13 protein-coding genes are annotated in these 17,473 nt (G+C 65.0%); 8 read left to right on the top strand and 5 right to left on the bottom strand.

What is annotated here, in order from left to right; all coding sequences use genetic code 11:
* Positions 1 to 103 precede the first annotated feature (103 nt).
* Positions 104 to 286, bottom strand: a complete 183-nt coding sequence (locus tag B0G57_RS02125; RefSeq protein ID WP_026229346.1) for a hypothetical protein — start codon at positions 284 to 286, stop codon at positions 104 to 106.
* 252 nt (positions 287 to 538) lie between these two features.
* Between B0G57_RS02125 and B0G57_RS31245 the strand changes: the two genes are divergently transcribed.
* Positions 539 to 709, top strand: a complete 171-nt coding sequence (locus B0G57_RS31245) for a hypothetical protein (protein ID WP_018438933.1) — start codon at positions 539 to 541, stop codon at positions 707 to 709.
* 30 nt (positions 710 to 739) lie between these two features.
* Here the strand turns inward: B0G57_RS31245 and B0G57_RS02130 are convergent, their stop codons facing one another.
* Positions 740 to 1,678: a LysR family transcriptional regulator gene (locus tag B0G57_RS02130; RefSeq protein WP_018438934.1), complete on the bottom strand. Its 939-nt coding sequence runs from the start codon at positions 1,676 to 1,678 to the stop codon at positions 740 to 742.
* Between the two features lie 160 nt (positions 1,679 to 1,838).
* On the opposite strand from B0G57_RS02130, the gene B0G57_RS02135 reads away from it, so the two are divergent.
* The 4 genes from B0G57_RS02135 to B0G57_RS02150 are packed head-to-tail and all read left to right on the top strand — an operon-like array spanning position 1,839 to position 6,759.
* On the top strand, positions 1,839 to 3,419 hold the full coding sequence (locus B0G57_RS02135; RefSeq protein WP_018438935.1) for an efflux transporter outer membrane subunit: 1,581 nt from the start codon (positions 1,839 to 1,841) through the stop codon (positions 3,417 to 3,419).
* Between the two features lie 16 nt (positions 3,420 to 3,435).
* Positions 3,436 to 5,658: an FUSC family protein gene (locus B0G57_RS02140; protein ID WP_018438936.1), complete on the top strand. Its 2,223-nt coding sequence runs from the start codon at positions 3,436 to 3,438 to the stop codon at positions 5,656 to 5,658.
* The gene (locus tag B0G57_RS02145) at positions 5,648 to 5,848 is read left to right on the top strand and encodes a DUF1656 domain-containing protein (protein WP_018438937.1); all 201 of its coding nucleotides are present in this window, start codon (positions 5,648 to 5,650) and stop codon (positions 5,846 to 5,848) included. Before B0G57_RS02140 ends, B0G57_RS02145 begins: the two co-directional genes overlap by 11 nt.
* Before the next feature lie 41 nt (positions 5,849 to 5,889).
* Entirely contained in the window at positions 5,890 to 6,759 is an 870-nt protein-coding gene (locus B0G57_RS02150; protein WP_018438938.1) for an efflux RND transporter periplasmic adaptor subunit, read from the top strand.
* On the opposite strand, the gene B0G57_RS02155 is transcribed toward B0G57_RS02150, so the two are convergent.
* Positions 6,756 to 8,486, bottom strand: a complete 1,731-nt coding sequence (locus B0G57_RS02155) for a methyl-accepting chemotaxis protein (RefSeq protein ID WP_018438939.1) — start codon at positions 8,484 to 8,486, stop codon at positions 6,756 to 6,758. The genes B0G57_RS02150 and B0G57_RS02155 overlap by 4 nt on opposite strands.
* 463 nt (positions 8,487 to 8,949) lie before the next feature.
* Here B0G57_RS02155 and B0G57_RS02160 point away from each other — a divergent pair, with 463 nt between their 5' ends.
* A complete protein-coding gene (locus tag B0G57_RS02160; protein WP_018438940.1) occupies positions 8,950 to 10,197 on the top strand; it encodes an MFS transporter in 1,248 nt (415 codons plus the stop codon).
* Between the two features lie 57 nt (positions 10,198 to 10,254).
* On the opposite strand, the gene B0G57_RS02165 is transcribed toward B0G57_RS02160, so the two are convergent.
* Positions 10,255 to 11,049, bottom strand: coding sequence for a 5'-methylthioadenosine/adenosylhomocysteine nucleosidase (locus B0G57_RS02165; RefSeq protein ID WP_051089947.1), 795 nt, complete (start codon positions 11,047 to 11,049; stop codon positions 10,255 to 10,257).
* 7 nt (positions 11,050 to 11,056) lie between these two features.
* Complete coding sequence (locus tag B0G57_RS02170) at positions 11,057 to 13,450, bottom strand: UvrD-helicase domain-containing protein (RefSeq protein WP_026229347.1); 2,394 nt, start codon at positions 13,448 to 13,450, stop codon at positions 11,057 to 11,059.
* Between the two features lie 166 nt (positions 13,451 to 13,616).
* Between B0G57_RS02170 and B0G57_RS02175 the strand changes: the two genes are divergently transcribed.
* Both B0G57_RS02175 and galU read left to right on the top strand, forming a co-directional pair.
* Complete coding sequence (locus B0G57_RS02175; protein WP_018438943.1) at positions 13,617 to 16,484, top strand: valine--tRNA ligase; 2,868 nt, start codon at positions 13,617 to 13,619, stop codon at positions 16,482 to 16,484.
* A 74-nt stretch (positions 16,485 to 16,558) separates the two neighbouring features.
* A complete protein-coding gene (galU, locus tag B0G57_RS02180) occupies positions 16,559 to 17,440 on the top strand; it encodes a UTP--glucose-1-phosphate uridylyltransferase GalU (protein ID WP_018438944.1) in 882 nt (293 codons plus the stop codon).
* The last annotated feature ends 33 nt before the right edge of the window (positions 17,441 to 17,473 follow it).

Here is a 17,473-nt window from a genome sequence, read left to right on the forward strand (position 1 = left end):
TAGTGGCGCGGCGTTGCCATTCGTTAACCGAGCACGCTGACCGATGCCGCGCGGGCGAGCGGCCAGGAGGAGAGAGCCGCATCGAACCGCAATCGCACCTCTTTTATTGCGGTGGGGTCGCGCCCGGCGCACCGGGGGCATCGATCATCGCCGGCGGGCGCGTGTCCGTCGGCACGCCATGGTAATCAGGCGGATCCTGCGGTGCGCGATGGTGATGGATGGTGGCATCTCCACAGCCGGCCAGCATGGAGACGGCGGCCGCGGCCGCCACAGCGAATCGTTTCATGAGCATTCCGTGCAGAGGGGAACCGCGAGTCTAAACGAAATGCGCCCCACGCCGCCGTCAACGCATCGCGAGAAAGGGCCGCTGCGCGCAGAGATCGAAATCAGGCGCCGACGTCGTCCGGGTCGATCGAGCGTGGCGCTTTGGTGCTGATTCCTGTCGCCCGCCAAGCTGCCCCCGAGTGTCCTAATATGTATTCGTCGCCCGCGGTGGCGTGCATTTTCGTCACCCGCAATGGCGGAAGGAGGAATTGCCATGGACGCTGAATCGATCGCCGGCCTGGTCGGACTCGCGGTGGGGCTGCTCGTGCTCTTCGCGCTGACGGTCTTCGAGTCGCTCTCATACAAGCGTGAACACGGCGAGGGCTTCATCCATCACTGGCTCGCGGCCCATCATATGTTCGACTGGCATCGGACGAAGCACTGATCGCCGTTTTCTCTCGAACCCGCGGGTCGTCTAGACGCGCGTATGCCGACGCAATGCGGCCTCCTCGGCCGCGAGCGTCTGAGGGAGTTGCTCGCGCAGAAAGTCGACCCACGTGCGGATTTTCGCATCGAGGTATTCGCGCGACGAATAGAGTGCGTGAATCGTCATTGGCTCAGTCGTATATTCCGGCATGATCCAGACGAAGTCACCATTGGTGAGCCAGCGCATGGCCGTATAGGTCGGCAAGACGGCGATGCCCATTCCCTCGCGCACCGCAATCGCCATCGCGTCAGCGCCGTTGACCTGGAACGGCGCCGGCGGCAGCGTGTAGGACTCGACGCCATGAGGTCCGTCGAAATTCCATTTGTCGAACACCGAGCCCGGTGTGACGAGGCGCAGGCAGACATGATTCGAAAGGTCGCCCGGCGTCTTCGGCACGCCATGCCGCTCGAGGTAGGCCGGTGATGCGCAGGCAATGCTGAACGCGCTGCCGAGCCGCTGCGAGACGAGCCCCGAGTCGGGCAGGTGGTAGCCGAGCACCACGGAAACGTCGTAACCCTCATCAAGCAGATCCGGGATTCGCTGCGACAACGTCAGCTCGACCGAGACGTCGGGATACCGCTGCTGGTATCGGCCGACGGCGGGAACGATGTAATGACCGCCGAAACTCGCCATGGCGTGGATGCGCAATCTGCCCGACGGACGAGCATGCGCGTCGCTCGCTTCCGCCTCCGCCTCCTCGACGTAGGCGAGGATCTGCTCGCACCGCTGCAAGTAGCGCTTGCCTGCTTCGGTCAATGCAATACGCCGTGTCGTCCGGTTCAAAAGTCGCGTGTGCAGATGCGCTTCCAGATCGGACACCGCGCGCGAGGCATAGGCCGTCGTCGTATTCAGGTGTTGTGCCGCCGCAGTGAAGCTTCCCGACTCGACGACACGCACAAAAACGCGCATGTTTTGCAGCGTGTCCATACTATCCCCTGTTGATCCCACGCAAGAAGATTGTTGCACGATCGGCAACCTAGATTGTCTCAATTACTGTAAAGATCCCTTACACCGTTACGACTTATTCGACAATCGGCCGAAAAATATAATCGGCGGTAGTCGATACCGCCGCCCAAGGAGAACAGTCGTGCAGTCGCTCACCCGGAAACGAAGCGTCGTGCTCGCGTTTCTTGCACTGCCGATAATAATTGCCGGCTGTGCGAGCACTCACGGCATCGCGCCGCAATCGCGCCTTCCCGATCCGACCTCGTTCGACGTCGGCAACGCCATACGCGAGGCCGACGCGAGCGCGCACTGGCCCGCGAGCGATTGGTGGCGGACATTCGGCGATCCGCAACTAAACACGCTCATCGAGACGGCGACCTCCGGCAGCCCCACACTCGCCGCGGCCTCGGCGCGCGTGCGCCAGGCCGCCGCGCTCGCCGGCGTTTCCGAGGCCGCCGAATCGCCGCAACTGGAAGGCAGCCTGTCGGTCACGCGCGAGCATTGGCCCGACAACGTCTACTATGGCCCGGGCCCGCTCGCCAACGCCACTACCTGGAACAACGTGGGCGCGTTGCGCCTGACTTATCGCCTCGACTTCTGGGGGCAAGACAAGAACGACACCGAGCGCGCCCTGGACGTCGCCCATCAGCGCGCGGCCGATGCGCGCGCCGCCCTGCTCGAGCTCGAAGTCAACGTCGTGCGCGCCTACGTCGATTTCGCCGAGCAGTATGAGCTGCTCGACATCGCGACCGATGTGTTCGCGCGCCAGAAGCAACTGGCCGATCTCGCCCGGCGGCGTCTCGCCGGCGGAATCGGCACGCAGCTGGATCTCTCGCAAGCCGAGGCGCCGCTGCCCGAGTACGAGCGCCAGATAGAAGCCCGGCGCGAAGCGATCGAGCTCGCCCGCAACCGGCTTGCCGCATTGCTCGGCAAAGGACCCGGGGCCGGTGCGGCACTCGCTCGCCCCTCGCTCTCGCTTTCCGCCCCGGCCTCGTTGCCGTCCACGGTACCGGCCGAGCTGATCGGCCACCGGCCCGACGTCGTCGCGGCACGTTGGGCCGTGGCGGCGCAGGCACGCGGGATCGATGTGGCGCACGCGGCTTTCTATCCGAATATCGATCTCGTCGCTTCGCTCGGCGGCTACGCGGTGGCGGGGCCGCTGTTCCAACTCCTGCATGCCGCGAACGGCGGCTGGACAGGCGGTCCGGCGCTCTCGCTGCCGATCTTCGACGGCGGCGCGCTGCGCGGCCGGCTCGGCGCGGCGACGGCCGGCTACGACGAAGCCATCGCCCATTACGATCAGTCGGTCGTCCAAGCGCTAAAGGAAATCTCCGACGCGATCGTGACGCTGCGCTCGCTCGCCAAGCAGCAAAGCGACGCCGAACGCTCGGTGGATGCCGCGCAACGCAGCTACCAGCTTTCGGAGTTCGGGTTCAAGCGTGGCCTCACCGACTACGTCAACGTCATCGTCGAAGAAACACGCTGGCTCGATGCGAAGCAACGTATCGCGCAAGTGCACGCCGATCGTCTCGCCGCCTATGCTTCTTTGATGAGCGCACTCGGCGGCGGCCTCACCGTTCCGGCCGACGGCCCCGACGACACCGGCCTCGAACCGTCGCGCCGACTGTTCGGCGCGCATCGTTCCGCGGACGCGGCGACAAAGAACGCAACAGGCGGCGCCGCGCCGGCCGCGGCCGGGTCGGCCGCCGCCGGCGCGCACTGAACGGAGGGCACGGACGATGTCGGACACCGCAACGGCAAGTGCCACCTCCTCGAACGCCACCGGCGTGCGCGCGGCGTTCGTCGACTGGTGGCGTACCGATGGCCTCACCTGGATCTACCTGCTCAAAGCGCTCGCCGCCGCTTTTCTCGCGCTAGCGATCGCGATGCGGCTGGACCTGCCGCAGCCGCGCACGGCTATGACGACGGTCTTCATCGTTATGCAGCCGCAAAGCGGCGCCGTCCTCGCGAAGAGCTTCTACCGGATCGGCGGTACGCTCGTCGGTCTTGTCGCGACGCTCGTGCTCGTCGCGCTCTTCTCGCAGCATTCTGAGCTTTTCCTCGGCGCGCTCGCGATCTGGACCGGCATCTGCACGGCCGGCGCGGCGCGCAATCGAAACTTCCGCTCGTACGGGTTCCTGCTGGCCGGCTATACGGCGGCGCTGATCGGCATTCCTGCCGCGCAGCAGCCCAACGGCGCGTTCATTTCGGCCATGACGCGCGTCTCGGAAGTCACGCTCGGCGTGCTCTGCGCCGGCTTCGTCAGCGCGCTCGTCATGCCGCAGCATGCGAGCGAGCAGATGCGCAGCGCCGTGCGCGCGCGATTCTCGCGGTTCGTCGACTACGTCGCGGCCGTGCTCGCGAGGCGCATCGAGCCCGCTCATGTCGAACGCACCAACGCTCAGTTTCTCGCGGAGTTTGTCGGCTTCGAGGCGATGCGCAGCATCGCCGTCTTCGAAGGACCCGAGACGCGCCTGCGCAGCAATCGTCTCGCCCGGCTCAACAGCGAGTTCATGACCGCGTCCACGCGGCTTCATGCGTTGCATCAGCTCATGAACCGCCTGCGCGCGCAGGAGGCGACCGAGACGACGGAAGCGCTCGAGCCGTATTTCGTGGAGCTGGGCACGCTCATGCAAACGCCGGGAGAACCGGTGCTTTCGGCGGCCGACGCCTCGCGCGCGGCGCAAACGCTGCAAACGTACAAGTCGGAATTGCCGAGACGCGTGCGCCAAACGCGTACCGTGCTCATCGAAACGCGGCCCGATTGCGCGCTGCTCGACTTCGATACCGCGTCGGAACTGCTCTACCGGTTCGTCGACGACATGCATGCCTACACGCTCACCTATGCGTCGCTGGCCACCGCGACGCACGAGCGCGAGCGCTCGCCGGAACGCTACGAGCCGAAGACGAACGCGGTCGCGACCGCGATCGCGGGCGTACGCGGTGCGCTGCTGATGGGGGCATTGAGCGCGTTCTGGATCGCGACGGCCTGGCCGAACGGCGGGACGCTCGTCTTCGTCGCCGCGGCGACGGCCGCGCTCGCATCGTCGTCGCCGACACCGACGCGGATGGCGACGCAGATGAGCATCGGCACGGTGCTGGCCGCCATCGTCGGCTTCGTCGTCGAGTTCGGCGTCTATCCGCACATCGACGGCTTGCCGATGCTCTGCGTCGCGCTGACGCCTCCGCTCGCACTCGGCGTCTTCCTGACGACCCGGCCCAAGATCGCGGGTATCGGCGCCGGCTATTGCATCTTCTTCTGTACGCTGGCCGGTCCCGACAACGTCACGCGCTACGATCCGTCCGGCTATGCCGACAGCGCATTCGCGCTCGTGCTGTCGATGCTCGCTTGTGCGCTTGCATTCGCGCTGATCGTGCCGCCTTCGACGCCCTGGCTGCGCGCTCATTTCATCGCCGATCTGCGACGCCAAGTGGTCCTCGCATGCCGCGCGCCGCTCGCGCGGGTCCGCGGACGGTTCGAAAGCCGCGCGCGCGATCTCGCGTTTCAGGCGCATGCGATCGAGCAGCAGACGAGCGACGCGCCACGCGAGGCGCTCGCCTGGCTCGTCGTCGTGCTCGAGTTCGGCCATGCCGTCATCGACTTGCGTGGCGAGCTCGAGGCGTTGCCGCCCGATCCGCGCTACGCGGCCTCGATGCCCTGGCGGCGCGGCATTTCGAGGGCACGCGGCGCGCTCGTGGCGCTCTTCGAGCGTCCGAGCGCGCGCAGCCTCGACGCCGCGCTCGCCGCGACCATCGACGCGATCGCCGCCGTGCAGCAGGCGCTGATCACGTTCGAGCCGCCGCGCGACGAGCGCCACCGGCTGCAGCGCATCCTCAGCTATCTGCATTTCGTGCGCACGGCGCTCATCGACCCGCATTCGCCGCTCGCCGCTTTCGCGCCGGCCGCCCGTGAAGACGTTCGCGCCGGCACATCCGAGACCGGAGCTTCCCATGCCTCGTGACATTGCCCTGCTCGGCGCCTACATCCCCGCCATGGTGCCGCTATCGATTGCCGGCGCGGCGCTCACCTGGGCCATCGACCGGCTGCTCGGCGCGCTGGGCCTTTATCGCGTGGTGTGGCACCCCGCGCTCTTTCGCGCGAGCCTGCTCGTCATCGTCTGCGGGGCGCTCGGGCTCGCCGTCTACCGTTGACATCGACCTTCACCGATCGAGCCAATCATTCGAGCTGAACCATGATACTGAGAAAACTCATAGGCTTTCTTGCGACGGCGATCATATTCGTCGCCGCGCTCGCGATCGGGCGCGCGCTTTGGATCCACTACATGGACGAGCCGTGGACGCGCGACGGCCGAGTGCGTGCGCAGATCGTGACGATCGCGCCCGATGTCTCGGGCGCCGTCGTCGAGCTGCCCGTCGCCGACAATCAGCTCGTGACCAAGGGCCAGGTGTTGATGCGCATCGACCCGTCACACTATCAAGTCGCCGTCGAGCAGGCCGAGGCCGCGGTCGCCGCGCGCAAGGCGGAATGGCAGATGCGCCGCGCCGATGCGCAAAGGCGCGCCGACATGGATAGTCTCGTCGTCTCGAAGGAAAGCCGCGAAAACGCGCTGCAGGCGTCGGCGAGCGCCGAGGCGCAATACCGGCAGGCGCTGGCCGCGCTCGATGCGGCCAAGCTCAATTTGTCGCGCACGACGGTCGTCTCGCCCGTCGACGGCTACGTGACGAACCTCTCGGTCTATCGCGGCGACTATGCGACGGCAGGCACGCCGAAGCTCGCCATCGTCGACAGCCACTCGTTCTGGGTCTACGGCTACTTCGAGGAAACGCGGCTCGAGCGCGTCAAGATCGGCGACAAGGCCGAAATGCGGCTGATGAGCGGCGGCGTCCTGAAAGGCCACGTCGAAAGCATTTCGCGCGGCATCTACGATCGCGACAATCCGCAAAGCCGCGAGCTCGTCGCCGACGTGAATCCGACCTTCAACTGGGTCCGGCTCGCTCAGCGCGTGCCCGTGCGCATCCATATCGACGAAGTGCCGGACGGGCTCGTGCTTGCGGCGGGGACGACCTGCACGGTGGTCCTTTCGCCGGTTCACCGCGACTAGAGGCTCGCGTACGTGCCCTGCCCACGCAGCTTGAACTGGCCGACGAGGCGCTTCAAGGCCTTGGCCTGATCGTCGAGCGAGCGCGCCGCGGCCGTCGCCTCTTCGACGAGCGCCGCGTTTTGCTGCGTGCCGGCATCCATTTGCGTGACGGACCGATTGATCTCCTCGATGCCGGCGCTTTGTTCCGACGAGGCCGCCGAGATCTCGCCCATGATGTCGGTGACGCGCTTGACCGCCTTCACGACCTCGTCCATCGTCCGCCCCGCGTCCTCGGCGAGGCCCGAGCCGTTTTGCACGCGTTCGAGCGAAGTATTGATGAGTGTCTTGATCTCCTTCGCGGCGCCGGCGCTGCGCTGCGCGAGAGACCGGACCTCGCCCGCCACGACGGCGAAGCCGCGCCCCTGCTCTCCCGCGCGCGCGGCCTCGACCGCCGCGTTCAGCGCGAGGATGTTGGTCTGGAACGCGATGCCGTCGATGACGCCGATGATGTCGCCGATGCTCTTCGCGCTGTCGTTGATGTCGGCCATCGTCGTGACGACGCGCGAAACGACCTCGCCGCACGTCGACGCGATCTCGGACGCATTGTTCGCGAGCGAGCTTGCCTGCCTGGCATTGTCGGCGTTCTGGCGCACCGTCGAAGTCAGCTCTTCCATGCTCGATGCGGTCCGCTCGAGTGAAACGGCCTGCGCCTCGGTGCGCTGGGAGAGATCGAGGTTGCCCATCGAGATTTCGCCGGCGGCCGAAGCGATCGCCTCGGCGCTTGCAGCGATTTCGCCGACCGTCGCGGCCAGGCCCGTCTGCATCTCGGCGAGCGCATAGAGCATGCTCGAGCGGTCTTTCTTGCCGAGCGCGATCGGATAGGCGAGGTCTCCCGCGGCGATGCGGCTCGCGATGTCCTTGGCATAGGCCGGCTCGCCGCCGAGCTGACGCGTGAGCCGTCGCACGACCCATTCGCTGACGACGAACGCCACGACGATGAGCGCCGCCGTCATGACGGCCATCATCACGAACGACGACTTGAAGATGAACGCGGCGGCGGACATCGTCTGTTTCGCCTCGACGCCGCGCTGCGCAACGAGTTCGTCGACGAGCTTCTCGAGCTTGCCGGTCTCGACGAGCAGCGAAACATCCTGCGTTCCGACCTGCCAGTTCATCTGCGTGAGATCGAGCGGCTGCGCCTTCACGAGCGTCACGAAATCGCGCAGGTGCCCCGCCCAGGCGGCCACGGCATCGGCCAACTTCTTTTGTTGAGCGAGCGCGACGCTGTCCGACGCGTCCGTGTACTGCTTCAGCGTATCGAGCTCCCCGTTGATCGCGGCGAGGCCCTTGTCGATGTCGACGCCGAGCTCGTCGCGCTCCTTGGCGGTCGTCGCGGTGACGAGCGTCTTCTGCGCCCGGCTCGCGCGCAGCACGCCCGCGCGCACTTCCTCGGCGGCGCGGCTGGCGACATGACCCTGATCGTAGATCGACTTCGACGAAGCATTGAGGCGGCTGATCTGCGCGAGCGCGAAGATGCCGATCGCGAGCGTGCCCACCAGCAGCACCGCAAAAGCGAGCCGCAACGATGCCTTTACCGACAGGCCGGCCTGCCGCGCCTTGACCGCCCCCTTTTGCGCACCGGCTTCCGGTTGACCGGATTGGCCCGATTGACCCGATTGACCGCCGGCCGCCGCGCCGTTCGGAATGAAGCCGGCTGCCGAACGCCTGCCGAGCGAAACTGCCTTCATATGAACCCCCTTCTTATGACGCGCAGCCTCATGAGCCGCGCAGACGGCCTGGATCCGGCCTTATCCTCTATTAACGGCATGCGGCGCAGCCCGCTTTAGTGTCCGCGGCCCGGGTAAAACCCGGATGCGAATCGTTGGAAGCAGCGGGCATTCGCCGCGTGCGAGCACGGTTATAGCTAGACAAAAAACGATTGGCTCAAAATGGCGCGGGCCAAGGCGACGCTTTTGATTTCGTTTCCGGCCGGACAACGGCCCCGCGAATTCATCTGGTGAATGGCGTTGATGTCTCGATCTCGACAAAAATTGTCTGAGACGTCCGGACGCGACACACTAAACTGATCGACATAGCCACCGTAGCTGGCGCGTCAGCGCTTGCTTCGGGTCATGGGCAGGGCCGATGGGGTGACCCGGACTGCCACGCCGCTGCGTCAAATTCATATTTCTCCTATCGGGAAAGCTCGCAATGCAGAAAAACGCCCTTGCGGCGAATGCCGAGACCGCCATGCCGCCTCAGTCCGCGGCTGGCGCCTCGACCGTTCAGCGCACCGTTTATCCGGTGCTTGGCGCGATCAGCTTCTCGCATCTGCTGAACGACATGATTCAGTCGTTGATCCTCGCCATCTATCCGATGCTGAAGGCTAACTTCTCGCTTTCGTTCGCTCAGATCGGCCTCATCACGCTCACCTATCAAATCACCGCGTCGCTTCTGCAGCCGCTCGTCGGGTTCTATACCGACAAGCGGCCTCAGCCCTACTCGCTGCCTGTCGGCATGGGCTTCACGCTGTCGGGCCTCGTGCTGATGTCGGTTGCGCCCAATTTTCCGGTGTTGCTCCTGGCGGCCGCGCTCGTCGGCTGCGGCTCGTCGGTCTTCCATCCGGAATCGTCGCGCGTGGCCCGAATGGCTTCGGGCGGCCGCTATGGGCTCGCGCAGTCGCTGTTCCAGGTCGGGGGCAATGCGGGCACATCGCTCGGCCCTCTGCTTGCCGCGATGATCGTCATTCCGCACGGGCAACGCAGCATCGCCTGGTTCTCGGTCGCGGCGCTCGTCGCGATCGTCGTGCTCGCGAACATCGGCCGCTGGTACAGCCGCCATCCGGCCACGAAGAAGAAGAGCGGCGCCCGGGCCACGCATCCGACGCTCTCGAAGCAACGCGTTGCGTTTGCGATCGGCGTGCTCGTGCTGCTCGTATTCTCGAAGTACTTCTACCTCGCGAGCATCAACAGCTACTTCACGTTCTATCTGATCGACAAGTTCCATCTGAGCGTGCAGGCCGCGCAGATCCATCTGTTCGTGTTCCTCGCGGCCGTCGCGGCGGGCACGATCATCGGCGGGCCGGTCGGAGATCGAATCGGCCGCAAGTATGTGATCTGGGTGTCGATTCTCGGCGTGGCGCCGTTCACGTTGCTTTTGCCTTACGCGAACCTCTTCTGGACGGGTGTGCTGACCGTCGTGATCGGTATCGTGCTCGCCTCGGCGTTCGCGGCCATCATCGTCTACGCGCAGGAGCTGATTCCCGGCAACGTCGGGATGGTGGCGGGCCTCTTCTTCGGTTTCGCGTTCGGTCTCGGCGGCGTCGGTGCGGCGGTGCTCGGCGATCTCGCCGATGCGACGAGCATCTCGTACGTCTACAAGGTCTGCTCGTTCTTGCCGCTGCTCGGGATACTGACGGTGTTCCTGCCGAACATCGAGAGCAAGCGCGCGAAGGCATAGGCCTGCTGGTCAGGCCCCTATCCGTGCAAACGGGCGCCAGGCGGCGCCCGTTTTGTCTTACGCCGCCGCGTACAGGTCGAGAAACCGCCGGAGAATGCCGGAAGAGTAAGTGCCGGCGATATCGGTCAGAAACGATGTGAACGACATGTGCGCATGATCGTCGGCCGTATCCGAAATCGTGCGCACGACCGCGCATGGCACATCGTGCTCGTAGCAGACCTGAGCGATGGCAGCGCCTTCCATTTCGACGGCGAGCGCATCGGGCAGCGCCAGCGCAAGCGCTCGAACCTCCGCCTCGCTCGAAACGAACCGATCGCCGCTCACGATCATTCCACGATGCACGCGCACGCCATCGAGGCGAAACCGCTCGGTCAGTGTTGTGCCTTCGTCGGTCACGAATCGCTCGCACGCTGCCGCGAGGCGGTCGGCCAGGGCGCCGTTCGCGTCGAAGCGCGCACGTCCGAGCAACGGCACTTCGTATTTCGGAAAGATCGGCGAAGCATCGAGGTCATGCTGCAACAGCGAATCCGCTACCACGATGTCGCCGACGCGGACCTCGCGCCCGACGCCGCCCGCGACGCCCGTGAAGACCATCTTGCCGACGCCGAACGCATGGATCAGCGCGCCGGCGGTGGCCGCGGCCGCCACTTTGCCGACGCGCGCCAGCGTCACGACGCAGGGCACGCCGTGCACGGTGCCCGTATGGTAGTCACGACGGCCGAGCGTGACCGTGCGCATCGTTCCTTCCGCACGCATCGCATCGACGAGATCGCCGAGCTCCTGCGGCAGCGCCGCCAAAATGCCCAAGGGGGGCGTCGCCTTAGCCTTAGCCTTACCGTCGTTTTCGCTCACTCGATCCTCACTCGACCACTTGCAATTTCGCCACTGCCAGCGCAAGCCACTTCTCGCCGTGCCGCTTGAACCGCACCTGCGCGCGCGCATCGGCACCGCTGCCCTCGAGCGCGGTGATCGCACCCTCGCCGAACTTCGTGTGGAACACCTGCTGACCGACGCGAAAGCCCGTGTCCGCTTCGCGCTGCTCGTTCGCGAACGCGGGCAGCGCGGCCGCGGCACCTTCGGTGGCGGCATAGCCCCCGTAGCTCCCGCCGTAGCGCCCTTGCTGCCGATCGGGGCGCGCAAACCAGTCGCGCCCCCAGCCCGCATTGTCGGAGCGGCCGCCCCAACGGGCACCCGCCTCCGCCTTCGGCGTCAGCCATTTCAGCGTTTCCTGCGGCAGTTCGTCGAAAAACCGCGAGCGGATGTTGTAGCGCGTCTGCCCATGCAACATCCGGCTTTGCGCGAACGACAGGTAGAGCCGCTCCTTCGCGCGCGTGATGGCCACGTACATGAGCCGGCGCTCCTCCTCGAGCCCCTCGGGCTCGATCGCGCTGTTCTCGTGCGGGAATAGACCTTCTTCGAGCCCGGTGATGAAGACGGCCGTGAATTCGAGCCCCTTCGCCGCGTGGACGGTCATCAGCTGCACGGCGTCTTCGCCGGCCTGCGCCTGGCTTTCGCCGGCTTCGAGCGACGCATGCGAAAGAAAGCCCGCGAGCGGCGTCATGAGATCGGGATTCTGCGCGGGCTCATCGAGCCCCGGCGCATCGAGCACCGTCGTCGCGGGATCGCCGGCATCGTCGGGAGAAAAGCCGATTTCGGGCGCGGCGCTCGCCCCGCGGGAGAGCGGTATCGAGCGAGCGGGCGTATCGAGCCCATAGCCCTCCTCGCTGACGAACGCCGTCGCCGCGTTGACGAGCTCCTGCAGGTTTTCGAGCCTGTCCTGCCCCTCGCGCTCGCCCTCGTAGAATTCGGCAAGCCCACTCGTGCGCACGACATATTCGACGGTCTCGGGCAGGCTCATGCGCTCCGTTTCCACGCGCATCTTCGCGATCAGATTCGCGAACGAAGCGAGGCTCGATCCGGCCTTGCCCGTCACATACGGGATGGCCGCGGCCATCGAACAGTTGTAAAGCCGCGCCGCATCGGCCAATTGCTCGATCGTGCGCGCGCCGATGCCGCGCGTCGGAAAATTGACGACGCGCGCGAAAGCCGTATCGTCGTTCCCGTTGTCGATCAGGCGCAAATAGGCGAGTGCATGCTTGATTTCCTGGCGTTCGAAGAATCGCAAGCCGCCATAGACGCGATAAGGAATCCCGGCACTGACGAGCGTGTGCTCGATCGCGCGCGATTGCGCGTTGCTGCGATAGAGCACCGCGATCTCGCCGCGCGCCAGGCCCTGGTTCATCAGCGCGCGAATCTCCTCGACGGCCCAGGCTGCTTCCTGCGTATCGGTCGCGGCCTCGTAGACGCGCACGGGCTCCCCATGGCCCGCGTCGGTCCGCAAATTCTTGCCGAGCCGGCGCGCGTTGTTCGCGATGAGCTGGTTCGCCGCGTCGAGAATGTACCCGTGGGAGCGATAGTTCTGCTCGAGCTTGATGAGATGCCGGACGTTGAACTCGCGCTCGAAATCGCGCATGTTGCCGACGTTCGCGCCGCGAAACGCATAGATCGACTGGTCGTCGTCCCCCACCGCGAAAATCGCGTTCGACGGCCCCGCCAGCAGCTTGAGCCACGCATACTGCAGCTTGTTCGTGTCCTGGAATTCATCGACGAGGATGTGCTTGAAGCGCGCCTGATAGTGAGCGCGCAGCGGCGCGTGATGGACGAGCAATTCGTAGCAGCGCAACAGCAGTTCGGGGAAATCGACCACCCCCTCCCTCTGGCACTGCTGCTCGTACGCGCGATAAAGCTCGACGAACTTCTGGTTGAACGTGTCCGACGCGTCGACCTGATCGGGCCGCAGACCCTGTTCCTTCGCGTTGTTGATGAAATATTGCAGGTTCTTCGGCGGATACTTTTCGTCGTCGACGCCGAGGCCCTTCATGAGTCGCTTGATCGCCGAGAGTTGATCGGCCGTATCGAGAATCTGGAACGTCGCGGGCAAGCCGGCGTCACGGTGATGCGCGCGCAGCATCCGGTTGCAAAGGCCGTGGAACGTGCCGATCCACATGCCGCGCGTATCGATCGGCAACAAGGCCGTGAGCCGCCCCATCATTTCGCGGGCGGCCTTGTTCGTGAACGTCACGGCGAGCACCGTCGCCGGTGTGGCGAACCGCTGCTGGATCAGCCAGGCGATCCGCGTGATCAGCACACGCGTCTTGCCGCTGCCGGCGCCGGCCAGAATCAGCGCCGGCTCGTTCGGCAACGTGACGGCGGCAAGTTGTTCGGGGTTGAGATTGGCGAGCAGATCGGGCATTCGGAGAGCGGATAAGCGGGGCGCGGCGCCCATTATACGGCGCGATGCCGCGCGAAGCCCTTGGCCGAACGGCCGACCCGGCTCATGCGGGCTCCGGGCGCTTATAATTCAAGGTTTCGACGCATTTTTCACGATCTTTATACGCATCTTTCGGCGGATTTGAACCATGAGCGACACCACGCTGGCGAAGAGTTTCGAGCCTCTGACGATCGAGGCCTATTGGGGTCCCGAATGGGAGAAACGCGGCTACGCCGCCCCGAAGTTCGAGCCGGGCCGCCCCAGCTTCTCGATCCAGTTGCCGCCGCCGAACGTCACCGGCACGCTGCACATGGGCCACGCGTTCAACCAGACGATCATGGACGGCCTGACGCGCTACCACCGGATGCTCGGCGACAACACGCTCTGGCTGCCCGGCACCGATCACGCGGGCATCGCGACGCAGATCGTCGTCGAGCGGCAGCTCGACAAGGCGGGCGTCTCGCGGCACGACCTCGGCCGCGACAAGTTCCTCGAACGCGTCTGGGAGTGGAAGCGCGAATCGGGCTCGACGATCACGGGCCAGGTCCGGCGGCTCGGCGCCTCGATCGACTGGTCGCGCGAGTACTTCACGATGGACGAGAAGATGTCTAAAGTCGTCGTCGAAGTGTTCGTGCGCCTTTATGAGCAAGGGCTCATCTATCGCGGCAAGCGGCTCGTGAATTGGGACCCGGTCCTGCTCACGGCCGTATCCGATCTCGAAGTGGTGAGCGAAGAAGAGAACGGCCACCTCTGGCACATCCGCTATCCGCTCGCCGAGGGCAGCGGACACCTGACGGTCGCGACGACGCGCCCTGAAACGATGCTCGGCGACGTCGCCGTGATGGTCCATCCGGAAGACGATCGTTATCGCCATCTCGTCGGCAAGCGTGTGAAACTGCCGCTCACGGATCGCGAAATCCCGATCATTGCCGACGACTACGTCGATCGCGAATTCGGCACGGGCGTCGTGAAAGTGACGCCCGCGCATGACTTCAACGACTACCAGGTCGGCCAGCGCCACGGTCTGCCGCAGATCGAGATCCTCACACTCGACGCGAAAATCAACGACAACGCACCCGCCGCTTACCGGGGGCTCGACCGGTTCGAGGCCAGAAAGCGGGTCGTCGCCGATCTCGAGGCGCAAGGCGTCCTCGAATCGGTGCAGCCGCATAAGCTCATGGTGCCGCGCGGCGACCGCACAGGGGTCGTGATCGAGCCGATGCTCACGGATCAGTGGTTCGTCGCAATGAGCAAGCCGGCGCCCGAAGGGACCTTCCACCCGGGCCAGTCGATCGCCGAGCGCGCGCTCGAAGTGGTGCGGCATGGCGAGATCGAATTCGTACCCGAGAACTGGACGGCCACTTACTATCAGTGGCTCGAAAACATTCAGGATTGGTGCATCTCGCGCCAGCTCTGGTGGGGCCATCAAATCCCGGCCTGGTATGGCGAGAGCGGCGAGGTGTTCGTCGCGCGCACCGAGGACGAGGCGCGCGCGCAAGCCGCCGCGCGTGGCTACACGGACGCATTGAGGCGTGACGAGGATGTGCTCGACACCTGGTTCTCGTCGGCGCTCGTGCCGTTCTCGTCGCTCGGCTGGCCGGCGCAGACGAAGGATCTCGAATGCTTCCTGCCGTCGTCCGTGCTCGTGACGGGCTTCGACATCATCTTCTTCTGGGTCGCGCGCATGATCATGATGACGACCCACTTCACGGACCGGGTACCGTTCCATACGGTGTACGTGCACGGCCTCGTGCGTGATCACGAAGGCCAGAAGATGTCGAAGAGCAAGGGCAATACGCTCGATCCGATCGACATCGTCGACGGCATCGAGCTCGAAGCGCTGGTCGCCAAGCGCACGACGGGTCTCATGAATCCGAAGCAAGCGAGCTCGATCGAGAAGAAGACGCGCAAGGAGTTCCCGAACGGCATCCCCTCTTTCGGAACCGATGCGCTGCGCTTCACGATGGCATCGATGGCGACGCTCGGGCGCAACGTCAACTTCGATCTCGCGCGCTGCGAGGGCTACCGCAACTTCTGCAACAAGCTCTGGAACGCGACACGCTTCGTGCTGATGAACTGTGAGGGACACGACTGCGGCTTCAGCAAGCCGGGGCCGTGCGCGCCTGGCGATTGCGGACCGGGCGGCTACACGGATTTCTCGCAGGCGGACCGCTGGATCGTCTCGCTGCTGCAGCGCGTGGAGGCCGAAGTCGAGAAAGGGTTTGCCGACTACCGCTTCGACAACGTCGCCAACGCCATCTACAAGTTTGTCTGGGACGAGTACTGCGATTGGTACGTCGAGCTCGCCAAGGTCCAATTGACGAACGGCACGCCCGAGCAGCAGCGTGCCACGCGCCGCACGCTCTTGCGCGTGCTCGAGACCGTTCTGCGTCTTGCCCATCCGATCATTCCGTTCATTACCGAGGCGCTCTGGCAAAAGGTTGCACCGCTTACGGACGCATGGCCGCAAGACGCTGCCGAGGGCGCGGCGTCGATCATGGTGCAGCGCTATCCGCGCGCGGAACAGAAAAAGATCGACGAGGCGGCCGAGCGCTGGGCCGACGAGCTCAAGGCCGCGATCGATGCGTGCCGCAACCTGCGCGGCGAGATGAGCCTCTCGCCGGCGACGAAGGTACCGCTGCTCGTGCATGGCAACGCCGAGGCATGGCGCACGTTCGCGCCGTACGCGCAAGCGCTCGCGCGGCTATCGGAAGTGCGGGTCATCGCCGACGAAGCCACGCTCGATGCCGAAGCGCATGGCGCACCGATCGCGATTGCCGGTTCAGATAAGCTCGTCCTGAAGGTCGAGATCGACGTGGCCGCCGAGCGCGAACGGCTAGGCAAGGAAATTGCTCGTCTCGATGCCGAGATCGCCAAATGTGCGGCAAAGCTCGGAAATGAGGCATTTGTCGCAAAAGCACCGGCTGCGGTCGTGGAGCAGGAGCAGAAAAGGCTGTCACAATACCGCGATACTGTCGCCAAGCTGAGCGCGCAGCTGGCACGGTTGCCCGCATAACGCAGGGTAGAAGAGTCATATATTCCAACCGAGCATTCGACACGACTGAGCAATCGACAAACCAGGGTAATGCCATGCTAAAAGTGACCAAGGCAGTCTTCCCCGTGGCCGGTCTCGGCACACGGTTTCTTCCCGCCACCAAGGCGAGTCCCAAGGAGATGCTGCCGATCGTCGACAAGCCGCTGATCCAGTACGCCGTCGAGGAGGCGATGTCGGCCGGCATCACCGAAATGATTTTCGTGACGGGACGCAGCAAGCGGGCAATCGAGGATCACTTCGACAAGTCCTATGAGATCGAGGCCGAGCTCGAGGCGCGCGGCAAGGAGCGGCTGCTCGAACTCGTGCGCAGCATCAAGCCGAGCCACGTTGACTGTTTCTATGTGCGCCAGCCCGAAGCGCTTGGGCTCGGTCACGCGGTGCTCTGCGCCGAGAAGCTCGTCGGCGACAATCCGTTCGCCGTGATACTCGCCGACGACTTGCTCTATGCCGTGCCGAGCGTCATGAAGCAGATGGTCGACGTTTTCGATCACTACCACAGCTCCGTCATCGGTGTCGAAGAGATCCCGCCGCAGGAAACGAAGTCGTACGGCATCGTCGATGGTAAGGAATGGGAAGACGCCATCATCAAGATGTCGGGCATCGTCGAGAAGCCGGCGCCCGACGTGGCGCCGTCGAACCTCGGCGTGGTAGGCCGCTATGTGCTTAAGCCGCGCATCTTCGAGCATCTGCGCTCGATCAAGCCCGGCGCGGGCGGCGAGCTTCAGCTGACCGACGCGATCCAGTCGCTGCTCTCCGATGAGCAAGTGCTGGCTTATAAGTATCACGGCACGCGTTTCGATTGCGGCAGCAAGCTCGGCTACCTGAAAGCGACGGTCGAGTTCGCGTTGCGCCACCCCGAAGTCTCGGAAGATTTCGCGAACTACCTGCGCACGCGTGCGCCCGTAATGGATAGCTGACGTCGAGAGCCCCGGGGGGCAGCGTGCCCGCCG

It is taken from the genome of Trinickia symbiotica (assembly GCF_002934455.1).
GTDB classification, from domain to species: Bacteria; Pseudomonadota; Gammaproteobacteria; order Burkholderiales; family Burkholderiaceae; genus Trinickia; species Trinickia symbiotica.